Origin of the sequence: Rhizocola hellebori (assembly GCF_016862955.1) — a bacterium.
GTDB classification, from domain to species: domain Bacteria; phylum Actinomycetota; class Actinomycetes; order Mycobacteriales; family Micromonosporaceae; genus Rhizocola; species Rhizocola hellebori.
In genome coordinates, this window is record NZ_BONY01000001.1 from 290,450 (window position 1) to 305,097 (window position 14,648).

Genomic DNA, 14,648 nt, shown 5'->3' on the forward strand with positions numbered 1-14,648 from the left:
CGCGTGGTGGCGCGGCAATGGCCCTTCGTGGCCAGGCAACCTCTCCTGGACCAACTGCGGTCGACACTGCGCGATCCGGCGCTGGCCGGTGCGGTGGTGGCGGGACCGGCCGGGGTCGGCAAGAGCCGGCTGGCCCGTGAGTTCGCCGACAGCCGTTTCGCCGCGAGCTGGCAGGTGCGTTGGGTCAGGGCCACCGCGGCGGCGTCCGCCATCCCGTTCGGGGCGCTGGCTCACCTGCTCTCCGATCAAAAGGTGGCCCGCGACGGCAATCCGCTGCGCTGGGCCGCGGATTCCATCGTCACCGCGGCGGGCGGACGCCGGCTGCTGCTCGGCGTCGACGACGCCCATCTGCTCGACGGCCCGTCGGCCGCGGTCATCCATCTGCTGGCCCATACCGGCCAGGCACACCTGCTGCTGACCGTCCGAAGCGGAATGCCGGCACCGGATCCGGTGGTGGCGCTCTGGAAGGACGGTCTGGTGACCCGGATAGAGGTGGCCGCGCTGGAACACGCCGAGGTGGCCGACGTGTTGCGCCAGGCCCTGGGCGGCCCGGTCTCCCAGCAGACCAGCTCCCGGCTCTTCCGAGCCTGCGCCGGTAACCTGCTTTTCCTGCACGAGCTTGTGACAGCGGCGCTGCAGAGCCAAAAGCTGACCGAGACAGCCGGGATGTGGCAGCTGTCAGGAGATCTGCCGTTGAGCGGCAAGCTGGTCGACCTCATCGAGCAGCGAGTCGGCGAAGCCGGCGAGGACATTCGCGAGGTCCTCAGCTACGTGGCCCTCGGCGAGCCGGTCGAGCTGATCCCGCTGATCGGGCTGACCTCGCCGGAGGCGGTCGAGGAGGCCGAGGAACGTGGCCTGATCACCATCCGCAACGATCGCCGCCGATCCTATGTGCAGATGGCCCATCCGCTCTACGCCGAGGTGATCCGGGCCGGCAGCGGGAAGGTCGCCACCAGGCGGCGGCTGGCCGGGCTGGCCGGCGCGATCGAGAATGCCGGGGCCCGCCGCCGCGAGGACCCGCTGCGCCTGGCGGTGTGGCGGCTCGACAGCGGCGCGGCAGACCCGGCGGTGCTGGTCACGGGATGCCGGCTGGCGTGGATCGCGCACGACTACCCATTGGCCCGCCGCCTTGGCCGGGCGGCGGTTGCCGCAGGCGCGGGGATCACCGCGAGCATCCTGCTGGCGGATGTGCTCAACGACAGCGACCGCTTCGCCGAGGCGCAGCAGGTGGTGGATGCGGTGTGGGACAACGCTTGCGACGAGCCGAGCCGGGTGGCGCTGACCCTGGCCCGCGCCGTCACCCTCGGCTGGGGCCTGGGCCGCCAGCAGGACGCGTTGGCCCTGCTGGAAAGCATCGAGCCCGGCTGCGCCGAACCCTTGCCCCGCCAGCAACTCGCCCTGCACCGCATGAAGATCGTGGGCACGGCGCAGGGCCGGTGGCTGGAGGCCTCGGCGATCGGCGAGCAGATCCTTGCCGATCCGGCGAGCCCGATGCTGGCCGCGCAGGCCCGGGTGGAGCAGGGGTGGCTGATGCTCTATCTCGGCCGTCCGGCGCGTGCCGTCGATCTGGCCAGCCAGGTGCTGGCCGACCGCGAAGGGTGGCGCGACCACTATCCACAATGGACAGGCGACCTGCGCACATTGATCATCCAGGCCAGCCAATCGCTTGGCGCGCTTGATGCTTTCGATGGTGCGATCGAGCAGGCCGCAGCCGAGGTGGGCGGCGCAGAGGTGTTCGCCAACACCATCATGGTCAACCGCGGCATCTCGGCGCTGCTGCACGGCAGGGTCACCACCGCGGTGAGCCTACTGCGAGAGGCGGAAACGTTTCGGGTGGTGGGCTCGCGAGCCATGTCCGGCATGTCCGAGCTGGCTCGGGCCTTGGCCTATCTGGGCCAGATCGACGCGGCTGCCGAAGCATTGGGCGTCGGCGAACAAAGGATCTTCATATTTCGTACCCAGAAAGTGCCCTTCGGGGTGAGACTGGCCGCCCCCTGGCTCGCGGCGGCCGCGGGTGACCTGGCCGCAGCCCTGGATGGTTGCCTTGTCGCAGCACAGTTCTGCCGGGCCGAAGGCGCCGCCCGCCGCGAGCTGACCGCCCTTCACGACGCGGTGCGCCTTGGCGGCGCGGCCCGGGTCGCCGATCGGCTGGCGCAGCTGGCAGACGAATTCGAAGGCGACCTGGCCAAGCTCTGCGCCGAGCACGCGGCGGCAGCGGCCTGCTCGGACGGCGCGCGGCTGGACAGGGTCGCCGCCGCTTTCGAGGACATGGGCCGCCTGCTGCATGCTGCGGAGGCCTTCGCCCAGGCCGGTGCCGCGCACGACGCCGCGGGCAAAGCCGCCACCGCCCGAGCCTCGCGAGGCCGCGCGGCGCTGCTGGCCGACCGGTGCGAGGGCGCCCGCACCCCGGCCCTGATCAGCCTGCGCGCCCCTCGGCTGACCGGCCGCGAGCTGGAGATCGCCAAGCTGGCCGCGGCCGGGCTAAGCAGCGCTCAGATCGCGGTCAAGCTCACCGTCTCGGTGCGCACGGTCGACAACCACCTCGGCGCGGTCTACACCAAGCTGGGCATCGCCGGCCGCGCCGACCTCGCCCAGGTCTTCGGTGGCAGCCTCGCTAGCAGCCAAATTCCAGCTTGAACCCAAGGTTTCTGCTCACGCCCGCCTCGGTCGTGTGCACGATCAGCGCCGCGTCCTTCGGGGTCACCGTCACCGCCGGCTTGGATTGGCCCGGCGGCGCAAGCACCGAGGCCTTCTCTAAATGACACGCCATGACGGCGCCCTCGGGCGTCCACCGCCATACGCCTTCCGCTTCCCGAAGCAGGTAAAGGGTTCCCGCCGAGTCACTCAGCTGCACGACGACACCCGCGTTGGCATCGCCTCCGGCAAAGTGCTTCATCGCCAATTGCCCAAGCGAGTCAACGACTTCCAGGTCCCACTCGTCACCCATGCCGGTGGACAGCGTCGCCCGAAGGTGGTCCCTGGGCCGGCTCACCCCGGGCGTGGGGTTGGACCCGGGCATCTTGGTCAGAGAAGTGGCAGCGGAAGGCGCACCGGACTTACCCGCGACGCCCGGCCCGCCCCGGGCGCAACCGGCGACGGCCAGCACACTGCTCAGTCCAATCGCGACAATCAAGCGGAAGGTATACGGCATGGCCAAAGTCTGCGGTGCCAGCCGATCGCGCCACAACATGATCGCCCATTCTGAGTAGCCGGCTACTCAGAATGGGCGGCGACCCGTGGCTTGGTTATCCGTTTGGATCCATGCCCGGCCCGCCGTCGCCCGCGACCACCACGTGGCCGGGGCAGCCGTTGGGATCCAGGTGGCATCCGTTGTCGGCGTTCACGGCCAGGGCCAGCATCGACACCGTGGCCAGCGCAAGCCGTCCAATGAGGGAAAACGTCATGGGAGAAATTGTGAGCGCGGCGCAGCCGCCGGGCACGGCGTTTCAGCCTGAGCCAAAACCACCAGCAACAGCGCCCCTCACCGCGTGGTCAGCCACGACTCGATGATCTCGGCGTCATCGCGGGTCAGCCCGACTGCGGAGTCCACCCGGTGCAGCAGCGCGGGGCCGGGATGAAATGCGCCTACCCAGTCCCGGTCCACATCGGTCAGCTCATCGTCGATCCAGACAAAGGCGCGCCCGGCCGCCCACGCCACAATGTCGCGGGTCTTCCAGTGCAGCCCGTCCTCGGGCACGTCATGCCAGGCCACCACCGGCAGCCGCGGCAGACCTAGCACTGGGGATATCGCGTCGTTGGCGTCCTCCAGCCACGCGGTCGCCCACACCAGATGGCCGGGCAAAGACGACAGGAACGAGGCGATGTCCGGCGAGATCTCCGCAGGTTCGTGGCCGTAGCGCAGCAAGGTCCCGTCCACATCGAGGAAGGTCACCGGACAGTCCAGATCCGCATCACAGAAGCCGCAGACGAAGTCGGACTCCTTCACCACGGTCAGTTCGCCGCACACCCCGCACCGGCGAAAGACGAACTCGACCGTGAAACCGGCCGGGTGGGTCAGCCCGAGCCGGTCAAACGCGGCTTGGACCGCTGGCCAGCTGGCCAGCGAAGGGCAGTAACCGGTGGACTGGTTGCTCACATAGGACACGGTCGAATCATCGAAGGCGATCTCCCCCGCGCCAAGCACGTCTTCGCCTCCTGCACAGGCAACATGCTCGCTTTGCCGGGGAGCCAGCCGAAGCCGCCCCGACACGTCGACGATGTAGGTGAACAGCTCACGGGTATCGACTCTGGATACCCAGGTTTCGAAATCCTCACGGCTCGCGATCACGCTGCCCTGAACGGGTAGCGACAACAGATCGGTGGGACCGACGTAAGAAAAGGTCAGAGTCACGGGAGGGTGGCGAGCTCGGTGGGGGTGAGGGCGCGGCTGTAGAAGCGCAGGTCGTCTATTGCGCCGTCCAGATAAGGATCTGCTTGGTACTCTGACCGGCCGATCCACGTCTGGGTGGTGTTTCCCAGCGACGCCGGGGTCAGCGTCATGCCCGAGGTGCGGGCTACCTCGACCCGGTTGAGGTAGAGGATGCCCACGCCGCCGGAAAGCGTTACCGCCACATGGGTCCACGTTCCCACCGGCAGCGGGGCGGGGGCATTGATCCGCTCCTGTTTGCCGCTGCCGCCGGTGGTGATGGCGAAGCGGATGGTGCCCGCGTCGCTGCGCGGGGTCAGGAACATGTTGACCGTGGTCCCGGTGCCGAAGTCGAACAAGCGCGACCAGGTGCTGATCGTGTCCAGGCGCACCCACGCCGCGAAGGTGAACTCCGGTGTGGTCCGGAAGATCCCTGCGGGAAGCGACACATACTGTCCGGCGCCGTTCAAGTCGATCGCGTTGCCCAGCTTCCCGGGCACGAACGCCGCCGGACCGGCGACGGTGGCCGTTTTGCCGCCGCCCGTCGCGTCCGCGGCCGAGGCCCCGGCGGCCTCATTGAACGGGTAGTGCGCCAGCAGTGGCAGGACCAGTACCTCGGTGGTGGGCGGCGACGTCGTGGGCTGCAGCGTGCTCGGCGAGACACGCGGCTTCACCGGCGAGGACGGCACCGACGGCGACACGGCGGGCGACGCCTCGCCGAGGCCTTCCACGGCAGCGTTGTTCTTGCCGGAGGTGCTCGTCGTCACCGGTGGCAGCAGCTGATTGAGATCGGACGGCTCGGACAGGACCCACGCCGTGACGCCGCCGCCCACCAGCAGCACGCCGACGACAGCGAGGACGATCAGACGCCGTGGCGGCCGGCGGCGGACCGCGCGGTCGCTTGCGGCGTGCTGCTCCACCGTCTGCGGCAGCAGCATCGTCTGCTCATCCTCGTTCTGCCGGTGCCTTGACACGGGCCCCGCTCCTCTCCTGCGACATGAACACCCGCAATGCCAATGAAGAAAGGCCCGGCTTGACGTGACCGAGCCCTCTTCCCGAACGCAGCGTAGCGGGTATCACGGCGATGCCCATCCGACGACCGGTCGAGCGTCCGGCGGCAATCACCGCCCCGAAATCATGATCGACTGGGACCGCGGCTGAGGGTCCCGAGCACAGCGCCAAGGACCGCGGTGAGCACCACCACGCCCACCCAAAGCTCGACCGGCCAGCGGATACCGGCGGCCAGCTGCAGGCCGATGAGGTGCCCTGCCCACAGCGCCCCGGCGATGATGGCGCCGGCGATCGGCAGCCGCATCGGGGCATCCACGCCGCGCTGCCGGTCGAGGCGGTAGACGACGGCGTCGGCCAGCGCGGCACCGGCGATCATGCCGATGAGCGCGCCGCTCAGCGGCATCGGGAACTGGTGCTCGACCATGAGGAACACGCCGATCACCCCGGCGACGCCGGTGGCGAGCACCGGGGTGGCCCGGCGGCGCAACATCAGCATGACCGGGACGAGGATGACCACCGTACCCAGCAAATAGGCTTGAATGCCTTGGGCGGCACCGCTCGAGGTCGAAGCCGAGCCCGCTGCCGCCACTACGTATTCACGGGTCGGCGCGATCGTGTTGGCGCCCGTCATGCCGATGATGAGGATGGTGCCCATCATCGTGCCCAGGGCCGCGGACAGCACGCCGGTCACCGCGCGCAGGCCGCCCTCGCCCGAGACCCACCACGAACGCATCTGGCTGGTGAGCAGCAGCGCACCACCCGCGGCGAGCATCATGTGGCTGGGGCTCATCGTGATCCTGAGACTGGTCTCTATCCCGAAGATCTGGTGCCAGAACATGTCTGCGGCACCGCCCACCAGGAAGATGAGCGAACCGATGGCACCGATCGCATACCCGGCCGGCCACGCGTTGGCCCACCACCGCTGGTCGCGGCGGCGATGGCGGAACGCGAGCCACCACGTCCAGGCGGCCGTCCCGGCGAACCCGCCGTAGAGCAGGGCATGCCATGGAGTGAAGAAGCTCTCCAAGGTGGATAGCACGTTGACGTGCGCCCACGCATCGGAGAGCACCCCGCCGACAAGGGCGAGGCCGAAGAGCGCTCCGATGAGGTCTTCGCGTTGCGTGGCCACCTGGGATTGGCTCACTGCAGGCGGTTTTTGGCGTACCTCGGTGGTAGTCATGGCGGCGTCCCCTCCGCAAAGAGATCGATTCCTGCCACTATCTTAGGCGAAATGTCCCGCCCCGCGATGCCCTGATGTGCCGGTTTGGAGCCAACACGGGCTCAGCAGATCATCGTCTTGAGCCCGCTCCGCGACAGCGCCGCCTCGAACGCCGCCGGGGCCTCGCCGAGTGCGAACCTGTCGGTGACCAGGCTCGCCAGGTCCACCGCTCCCCGCACGACCATGGACACCGTGCGCGGGTAAACGTCCTTCATCCGCCGTGACATCACCAGCGTCAGCCCCTTGCGCCGGGCCAGGCCGGCCGGGAACGCGGTGCGGTCATCGCCCGGAATGCCGACCAGCACCACCCGCGCCCCGGGCCGGGCGGCGCGCAGCGCCAGCTCGACCGCCGCGTCCGTGCCGCCCACCTCGAACGCGACGTCGACGCCGAGCCCGCCGGTCTCGCCCCGCCAGACCGCGGGGTCCCACACCTCGTCGGCGCCCGCTTGCTGTGCGGCGGTTCGCCTGTGCGGCAACGGATCGGCGGCCACGATGAACGCCGCCCCGGCTGAGCGCAGGGCCTGGATCAGCATCAGCCCGATCGGCCCGCAGCCGATGACCGCCGCCGACCCTCCTATCCGCAGCCGGCCCAGATCCAGCGCGTGAACGGCCACCCCCAGCGGCTCCAGCAGCGCTCCGTCCACATCGGACACTGCGTCCGGCAGCGGCACCAGCAGCGCGGTGGGCCATACCACGTACTCGCGCAGCCCGCCGTCGCAGGTCAGGTTCCCGGCGAACTCGACCTGCGGGCACAGGTTCGGGTTGCCCTGCCAGCAAAGCGCGCACGCCTCACACGCGATGTTGGGGTCCACCGCGACCCGCTCGCCATGGCGCGGCCCACCCTCGATGACGCCCGCGAACTCGTGTCCGATCACCAGCGGCCGCTCGCCGAGCTTTGCCTCACCGATCCCGCCGTCGGCGTACCAGTGCAGGTCGGATCCGCACACCCCCACCGCCGTCACCCTGACCAGGCTCTGGCCGGCCGTCGCCACCGGCATGGCTTCGTCGCCCAGCCGCAGATCCCTCGCCCCGTGCAGTCTCGCCACCAGCATGCGCACGAGCGTACCGGCCGGGGAGAACATCAAGCGCGGCAACGGTTCCTGCGCCGGGGGGTCACGGCCCAGGGCCAGGTGGTGTACCTTCTGCCGATGACCCTCGCCCACCAGATGCGCCCACCGGCCCTGACCCATCCGGTCCTGTGCCGTCACCCGGTGGACATGCTGGGCCGCGCTCTGATGCGGGTGTCCAGCCGCCGGCTTGTGCGAGCAGACCACCCGTGGCTCATCGGCCCCAGCGCCGGCCGCGATGTCGTCGGCCACGACTGGGTCGAGCGAACAGCCACCGACCTTGGCGGGAGCACCAGCACCGGGCCCGACCACGGGCTGCTCGCCTCCTTCGCAGCGCTGGCGGGCGACGTCTTCGATCCCTCCGATGTGGACCCGCGGATCGCCGACTTCTACGAGCATGCCGCCCGCTGGAAGCTGGACCTGTGGTCCGAGTGGTCCGCGGTGGCGTGGCCGTTCGGGCGGCTGATCACCGCCATGCTCAGTGAGCGCCTGCAGCAGGCCTGCTTGCCGATGCACCCGCTGGACGTCTCGCACGGCATGTCCAGCGAGGTGGTGCACATCCATGACGCGGCCGGCGGCGTGGCCGGGGCGGCGTGGCTGCGCAACATGGTCAAAACGGGAACGGTGACCTACAGCGGCCTGTACGGCGTCCAGTCGCTCCCGGCCAGCAACCAGCCCAGCGTGCGCGTGGTCTTCCCGCTTCCGCTGGGCTCGATTCAGATCTTTCTCGCGCCCTCGGCCGGGCCGGACGGCAGTTTCTACCTGCGCTCGCCGCTGGGAAAGTTCGGCGACAACGGCGCCTACCTCGTGCTGGAACGCTACGACGAAACCATCAGCGTGCGGCGCATCCCGCTCAACGAGGTGTTTCATCTGTATGTGGACCGCGACGGCGACGTTCGGGCCGACCATTCCCTCAAGCTGTGGACCATCCCGGCGGTGAAACTGCACTATCGGCTGCAGCGCGGCTAGCCCGCGGGCGTCTTGACCGCGCCCTGCCGGATGCGCTGCATGCCGAGCCCGGCGCGGCTGCTCTCGTCGTGATCCCCGGTGCCGGTGGCGATCTCGAAGGCGGCGGTGTGCGCCTCCAGCGCCTCGGCCTCCCGCCCGGCCAGGCGCAGGGTCTCCCCCAACCCGTTGAGGGCGCTGGCCTCGCCGTAGCGGTGACCGATCCGGCGGAAGATCTCCAACGCGGTGCGCAGCTGCTCCACCGCCCGATCGCCCTCGCCGAGCTGGGCATAGACCCGGCCCAGGTTGCTGAGCGCGGCGGCCTCGCCGTAGCGGTGGTTGATGGCGTGGAACAGGTCGCGGGCTTCGATGAGGTAACCGATCGCGTCGGTGTACCGGCCGAGGTTCACGCAGACGTCGCCGAGGTTGGACAGGGCGCTCGCTTCGCCCACCCGATCTCCCAAGCCCCGGAACAGTTCCAGGGCGCTTGCGAGATGTTCGGCCGCCTGCGACTGGCTGCGCTGGGTCGATGCCGTGCTGGCGTTGCTCAGTGCCGCGCCCAGGTTGAGCAGGGCGGCGGCCTCCCCGTACCGGTTGCCCAGCGCCCGGTGCGCGGCTAGCGCCTCGTGGTGGTGGGCCACCGCGGTCTGGTACTGGCCCAGCCGCTCCTCGACGATGCCGAGGTTGGTCATCGCTCGCGCTGCGCCGTACCGGTCGCCTGTGCGCCGGTGCAGCTCGATGGCGTGCCGCAGGTGCCCGGCCGCCGGGCCGTAATCGCCCAGCAACCGGTGCACGGCGCCGAGGTTGGTCAGCGCATGGGCCTGCATCGCGTCGTTGCCGGTCAGGCCGGCCGCCCGCAGCGCGGCGGAGTGAACGGTCAGCGCATCGGTGTAATGACCGCTTTCCAGGTACCGGTAAAGCGTGGCCGCCAGATCCGCGGCGAACCCGGGCCGGTCGTTCTCGACCGCGTAAAGGCAAAGCGCGACAAGGGTCGGCCTTTCGGCGCTGAGCCACGCCCGCGCCGAGGCGGCGCCGGTGACCGGGGCGGCCGGCGTCGTGGCCAGCTCGACCCGCGGCCGGTACGGCCGGTCGGCCGGGAACAGCGTGTCCATGGTGGCCGACGCGATGCCCAGGTAGTGGTCGAAGAGCCGGTTGACGGCGGCCGATCGCTCCTCGGGCGGATCGTGCTCGCCCGCCAGGTCGGCCGCGTAGGCCCGCAGCAGGTCGTGCACGGTGAACCGCTCGCCCGGGGCGGGCTGCACCAAATGGTTGCGGGCCAACGTGTCCAATGCCTCGCGGGCGGCGTCCAGCCCGGCCCCGGTGAGCACGGCCATCGAGCACGCGTCGACATCGGGGCCCGGGTGCAGCCCGAGCCTTCGAAACGCCAGCGCAGCTTCGGGACGCAGGTGCTGGTACGACCAGGAGAAGACGGTGCGCACCGCCGCGCGGACGTCGTCACCGGGATCGAGCAACCGCAGCCGGCGCTGCCGATCCGCCAGCTCGCGGGTCAGGTCGGCCAGCGGCGACGCGGGCCGGGCGGCGGCCAGCTCGGCCGCGACCCGCAGCGCCAGCGGCAGCCGAGCGCACTGCTCGGCGAGGTCGATCGCGGCGGCCGGGTCCCGGGCCACCCGCTCACCGATCAGGGTGTGCAGCAGCCCGGTGGCATCGTCGGCCGGGAGCAGGTCGACGTCGAGGCGCCGGGCGCCGTGCAGGGCGACCAGCCCGGCCATGCTGTTGCGGCTGGTGATCAGCGTCAGGCAGGTCGGGGTCCCGGGCAGCAGCGGCCGGATCTGGTCGGCGGACGAGGCGTTGTCGAGCACGACCAGCAGCCGCAGGTCGGCGACGGCGGCCCTGTACCGGGCAGCGCGCCGGTCGAGGTCGAGCGGAATGTCCACAGCGGACACTCCGAGCGCCTCAAGCAGACGGGCCAGCGCCTCGCCCGCGGACACCGGCCGCTGCGGGTCGTAGCCGCGCAGGTCGACGTGGATCTGGCCGTCCGGGAACAGCCCGCGCACCCGGTGCGCCCAGCGCACGGCCAGCGCCGTCTTGCCCACCCCTGCCGTGCCGCAGATGACCGCTATCCGCATCGCGGTCTGCTCGCCGGCGGCCACCAGCGCGTCGAGGATGGCGAATTCCGTGCGGCGGCCGGTGAAGCCGAATACATCGCCGGGAAGCTGGTTCACCACCGACGGTGAGTTCGCGGCGGGCGCGGGCATCTCCTCGATCAGGTCCAGGTAGGCGGCGGTCAGGTCCGGGCCTGGGCCCACCCCCAGCTCATCGGCCAGCCGGCGGCGCGCCGCGTCGTAGATGGTGAACGCGCGGTCGCGGTGACCGGCCGCGACGTAGGCGCGCACGAGCAACGCTTGCGCCGCCTCGTTGAGCGGGTGCGCCGCCGCCTCCTCGGCCAGCACCGGCAGCACCTGTGCCGCCTGCCCGGTCGCGGTCATCGCCTCGGCGTAGCGGGCCAGGGCCGCTCGCCTTTCCCCATTGAGGCCGAGGACCCGGGGATGGTTGGCGAGCACGGGAATGTCGGCCAGCGCCAGACCTTGCCACAGCCCGAACGCTTTGCCGAGCAGCTGGGCGGCTTGGGTCAGGTTGCCCTGCCGCTCGGCCTCGGCCGCCTGGGCGACCAGCTGGCGGAACCTGTCCAGGTCCACCGCGCCCGCGGGCAGGCGCAGCGCGTAGCCATCGCCGACGCTGGGCAGCTGCACGCTTGGCGTGCGGGCCGGGCGGGTCGGCTCAAGCAACTGGCGCAGATGTTTCACATGGGTCTGGATGATGTTGACCGACGTGGCCGGCGGGTTTTCGCCCCACAGCGCGTCAACCAGCTCCCGGCGGGCCAGCGGCTGGCCGTGGGCCAGGGCGAGCAGGCCGAACACGGCCCGTCGACCCGCTGGGCCGAGGTCGAGCAGCTCGCCGTCACGCACGACGCGGGTAGGCCCGAGCACGTTGACGACAAGCACGCCATATACCCCCAAGTCATGCTGACTTGCCCGGTCAATGCTGGCATGCGTCCAGCCGCGTTTCAACGGCCAACCAGATGAATTCCAACCGTCAATGTGAATCTGTCAATGCCGATGTCCACCCTCGCCGGCGACGGGTCTTCGCCGGTTTCGGATAATCGAAACCCGACGCAACCGGGTGAGGGAGCAGCGCGTGTGGACCGCGTGACGACGCTTGCCGCAGACGACTTCGACGGCTTCTACCATGCCTACTTCGGCGACACGGTGGTGGCCACCTACGGCCACACCGCCGACCTCGCCGAGGCGCAGGACATCACCCAGGAGGCCTTCCTGCGGGCGTGGCTGCGCTGGCGCTCGGTGTCGGCCTATGACGACCCGGCCGCCTGGGTGCGGCGCATCGCCTGCAACCTGGCCATGTCGCGTTGGCGCAGACTCAAGGTGGCCGCCGCCTATCTGGGCCGTCAGCGCCCCGGAACCGTTGCGCCGGTGGATGAGGATCACGTGGCGGTGGTGGCCGCGCTGCGTAAGCTGCCCGAGCGCCAGCGCGAGGCGGTGGTGCTGCACTACATGATGGACGTGCCGCTGGCCGAGGTGGCCCAGCAGGTGGGCGCGCCGGTCGGCACCGTCAAGTCGTGGCTGCACCGCAGCCGCAGCATGCTTGCCCGCGAGCTGGCCGAGCAGATCCGCCAGAACGTCACCGTGCCGCCCACCGATTCGCTGCAACGCCGGGCGGCCCAGCACAAGACCCGTGCCGTGGTCACCGCTGCCGTCGTGGTCGCCCTGGTGGTGCTCGGGGCGGTGGCGTGGCAGGTGCTGGGGCCGAATCGGAGCATGCCGACGGTGGTACCGACCCCCACTCCCACCCCAACCCCAAGCGCCCCAACGGGACTGATCCGCAAGGTGGACTGGGTCAACGCCACCATCGACGTCGACGCCGCCAAGCCCGCGTGCCCGAGCGGCGTGGTTTCGCTCAGCCAGAGCTCTGCCAGCCCGACCGCATTACTGGTGGCGCCCGACTACATCGCTTACGGCGACCTCGACGGCGACGGCGAGGAGGATGCGGTCCTGCGGGCGGAATGCGCCGCCCCCACGGCGGGGACCCCGCACGACCTCGTCGCGATCCAGCGTCGACCCGATGGCACCCTGCACACCCTCGGCTGGATACCACCTTTCGGCTTGACGGTGATGGAACGCTGGATCGCCGACGGCGTCCTCTACGCCGAGCCGCGGCCCGGCGCGGAGCCGGAGATGTTCGGCCGGGTACGCGGCTGGCGCTGGGACGGACACGACTTCGTCAATGTCGACGCCTACCGCCGGTACCCGCAGCTGCTGCCCAAACCATCGGGCCGGACCATCGATTTCAGTGATGCCACCGGCTCGCTGAAACCGTGCGCGGGCCGGCCCGCCCCGGCCGCACTCACCTTCGGCCCCGACCGCCTCGCCAAAAACGGCCCCCAGATCTGGGAATTGGGCCCCGGGTCGACCTCGCCGTTCGGCGCGGCCGCCCCAGGTGGCCCGCGCTTTCTACAGCTGGGGCGTTATGGCAGGCCATATCTGGTGACCACGGTCAGCTGCCGCAGCGCCGGTGTCCCCGACGAGCACTCACTCGTGATCCTCGACCTCGTCGACGGCGGCTGGCAGGCCGTGGCGGCGATCGCCATCGCCGAGCACGGCATACCGGTGGTGTTCTATCAGAACTCCAACCAATCGAACATGCGCCTCGCTTCCGTGGACGACCGGCTGATCCGGGTCAGCATCGTGGATCTGGCCGTTGGCGGCGGCAGCAACAACCTCGAGTTCCGCTTCGACGGGGCCAGCCTCACCCGCCTGAAGTGACCCGGGAGTCCTTGACGAACAAGATCCCATCGTGGCTGGCCGTCTGGGCCGGATCCAGCGGGGCGTAGCCGTACCACGGAGACACCCGCGCGGCCGGTGTCAGGTCGCCGAGGATGGCGGCCAGCCGATGGGTGTCGACGAGGTAGCTGTCCTCCGGAAGCGCGTAGAGCATTCCTTCGATGGTGTCCTCGGCTGGGATGTCCACGCCGTGGTGGCGGATCGTGCCGACGGCCGTGGGCAGGAAGGCATATTGCGCGCCGAGCTGAGCGCTGACGATCGCCCCGGCGCTCCACCAGTGCAGCGGCTGGCCGCCCATCTGCATGCTGCTCTTGTCGCGCTGCAGATGGCCGTTGTGGGCGTTCGCCAGCACCGGGCCGCGCTGCGCGAGGGCGAGCAGGTTGGCGGCCATCATCGAGTCGCGCAGCGCGCACAGCCAGGTCAGGCGGCTCGGTGAGGTGTCGGCCATCCAGAAGTGGTACCGCAGCACGCCGGTGGCCGTGCGCCCGTACAGGCGGGCCCGGTCCAGGCCGTCCTGGCCGGACGCCGCGATCAGGTGTGGCGTATGCATGTCGAGCACGGCCACCAGGTCGTCGGCGAGCAGCCGCAGCCGTTCGGCCTCGGGCGTGCGCCCCGCGGACTGGGAGGGATCCCGCATCGCAGCCGGATTGGTCCACCGGTCATCGGCACCTAGCAGGCGGTCGAGCGTTTCCCCGGTACAGGGAAGGAGATCTGCGTCAATCCATGAGGTGAGGTAGGCGTGCAGCGCGGTGAGAGCCTGCCGAGGGCTCGCGGCGAAGGCCATCTCCAGCGGGCCGTCGAATCCGGCGAAGCGCAGTTGCTCCGACGCGGCCCGGCCCTCGTTGTACCGGCGCATCCAGCGCACCAGCTCCCGATTGCCCTCGAACACGCCCCACCCGTGGCTGAAGCCACTTTCCATGGCCTCGTCGAAGACGCCCGTGCCCGAGGTGACGTAGCTGTCCACCACCAAGCCCATCATGCAGTCGCTCTCGATGGCGATGGTCCGGTAGCCCTCCTGCTCGACGAGCTGGCGGAAGAGAGCGTTTCGCAGGTTGAGCAGAACATCTTCGCCATGGGTCGGCTCGCCCACGGCGAGCAGCCGCGGCCGGGCCGGCAGCAAACCCATGACGGCGGAAGCGTCGACGGTGTGGGCGGCGTCTTTGATAGCAGCAGTCATATCCTCAACGGTATCGTTGAACCTTCGGTTGAAACTTCTGAGCGAA

11 protein-coding genes are annotated in these 14,648 nt (G+C 70.1%); 3 read left to right on the top strand and 8 right to left on the bottom strand.

Annotated elements, in window-relative coordinates:
* Nucleotides 1-3 precede the first annotated feature (3 nt).
* A complete protein-coding gene (locus Rhe02_RS01290; RefSeq protein ID WP_203906113.1) occupies nucleotides 4-2,637 on the top strand; it encodes a helix-turn-helix transcriptional regulator in 2,634 nt (877 codons plus the stop codon).
* Here the strand turns inward: Rhe02_RS01290 and Rhe02_RS01295 are convergent.
* From Rhe02_RS01295 to Rhe02_RS01320, 6 genes are all read right to left on the bottom strand, one after another.
* Nucleotides 2,615-3,190 carry a hypothetical protein gene (locus Rhe02_RS01295; protein ID WP_203906114.1) on the bottom strand — a complete coding sequence of 192 codons (576 nt, stop codon included), beginning with the start codon at nucleotides 3,188-3,190 and terminating at the stop codon, nucleotides 2,615-2,617. The genes Rhe02_RS01290 and Rhe02_RS01295 overlap by 23 nt on opposite strands.
* A 55-nt stretch (nucleotides 3,191-3,245) precedes the next feature.
* Complete coding sequence (locus tag Rhe02_RS01300) at nucleotides 3,246-3,404, bottom strand: hypothetical protein (protein WP_203906115.1); 159 nt, start codon at nucleotides 3,402-3,404, stop codon at nucleotides 3,246-3,248.
* A gap of 77 nt (nucleotides 3,405-3,481) precedes the next feature.
* Complete coding sequence (locus Rhe02_RS49560) at nucleotides 3,482-4,351, bottom strand: HAD domain-containing protein (RefSeq protein ID WP_239123176.1); 870 nt, start codon at nucleotides 4,349-4,351, stop codon at nucleotides 3,482-3,484.
* A complete protein-coding gene (locus tag Rhe02_RS01310) occupies nucleotides 4,348-5,340 on the bottom strand; it encodes a LamG domain-containing protein (RefSeq protein WP_239123179.1) in 993 nt (330 codons plus the stop codon). The genes Rhe02_RS49560 and Rhe02_RS01310 overlap by 4 nt, the downstream gene beginning before the upstream one ends.
* 161 nt (nucleotides 5,341-5,501) lie before the next feature.
* A complete protein-coding gene (locus Rhe02_RS01315; protein ID WP_203906116.1) occupies nucleotides 5,502-6,557 on the bottom strand; it encodes a hypothetical protein in 1,056 nt (351 codons plus the stop codon).
* A gap of 101 nt (nucleotides 6,558-6,658) precedes the next feature.
* Entirely contained in the window at nucleotides 6,659-7,648 is a 990-nt protein-coding gene (locus tag Rhe02_RS01320; RefSeq protein ID WP_239123186.1) for a zinc-dependent alcohol dehydrogenase, read from the bottom strand.
* Nucleotides 7,649-7,744: 96 nt separating this feature from the next.
* Between Rhe02_RS01320 and Rhe02_RS01325 the strand changes: the two genes are divergently transcribed.
* On the top strand, nucleotides 7,745-8,632 hold the full coding sequence (locus Rhe02_RS01325; RefSeq protein ID WP_203906117.1) for a hypothetical protein: 888 nt from the start codon (nucleotides 7,745-7,747) through the stop codon (nucleotides 8,630-8,632).
* Here the strand turns inward: Rhe02_RS01325 and Rhe02_RS01330 are convergent.
* On the bottom strand, nucleotides 8,629-11,571 hold the full coding sequence (locus Rhe02_RS01330; RefSeq protein ID WP_203906118.1) for an AfsR/SARP family transcriptional regulator: 2,943 nt from the start codon (nucleotides 11,569-11,571) through the stop codon (nucleotides 8,629-8,631). The two genes, Rhe02_RS01325 and Rhe02_RS01330, sit on opposite strands and share 4 nt — an antisense overlap.
* 195 nt (nucleotides 11,572-11,766) lie before the next feature.
* Between Rhe02_RS01330 and Rhe02_RS01335 the strand changes: the two genes are divergently transcribed.
* Nucleotides 11,767-13,407, top strand: a complete 1,641-nt coding sequence (locus Rhe02_RS01335; protein WP_239123188.1) for a SigE family RNA polymerase sigma factor — start codon at nucleotides 11,767-11,769, stop codon at nucleotides 13,405-13,407.
* Here Rhe02_RS01335 and Rhe02_RS01340 read toward each other — a convergent pair.
* Nucleotides 13,391-14,602 carry an erythromycin esterase family protein gene (locus tag Rhe02_RS01340; protein WP_203906119.1) on the bottom strand — a complete coding sequence of 404 codons (1,212 nt, stop codon included), beginning with the start codon at nucleotides 14,600-14,602 and terminating at the stop codon, nucleotides 13,391-13,393. The two genes, Rhe02_RS01335 and Rhe02_RS01340, sit on opposite strands and share 17 nt — an antisense overlap.
* Nucleotides 14,603-14,648: the final 46 nt, after the last annotated feature.

Bases quoted from the DNA above. Each gene is read 5' to 3' on its own strand.
- Rhe02_RS01300 (WP_203906115.1), bottom strand. From the start codon at position 3,404: ATGACGTTTTCCCTCATTGGACGGCTTGCGCTGGCCACGGTGTCGATG.
- Rhe02_RS01320 (WP_239123186.1), bottom strand. From the start codon at position 7,648: ATGCTGGTGGCGAGACTGCACGGGGCGAGGGATCTGCGGCTGGGCGAC.
- Rhe02_RS01340 (WP_203906119.1), bottom strand. From the start codon at position 14,602: ATGACTGCTGCTATCAAAGACGCCGCCCACACCGTCGACGCTTCCGCC.
- Rhe02_RS01295 (WP_203906114.1), bottom strand. From the start codon at position 3,190: ATGTTGTGGCGCGATCGGCTGGCACCGCAGACTTTGGCCATGCCGTAT.
- Rhe02_RS01315 (WP_203906116.1), bottom strand. From the start codon at position 6,557: ATGACTACCACCGAGGTACGCCAAAAACCGCCTGCAGTGAGCCAATCC.
- Rhe02_RS01325 (WP_203906117.1), top strand. From the start codon at position 7,745: ATGACCCTCGCCCACCAGATGCGCCCACCGGCCCTGACCCATCCGGTC.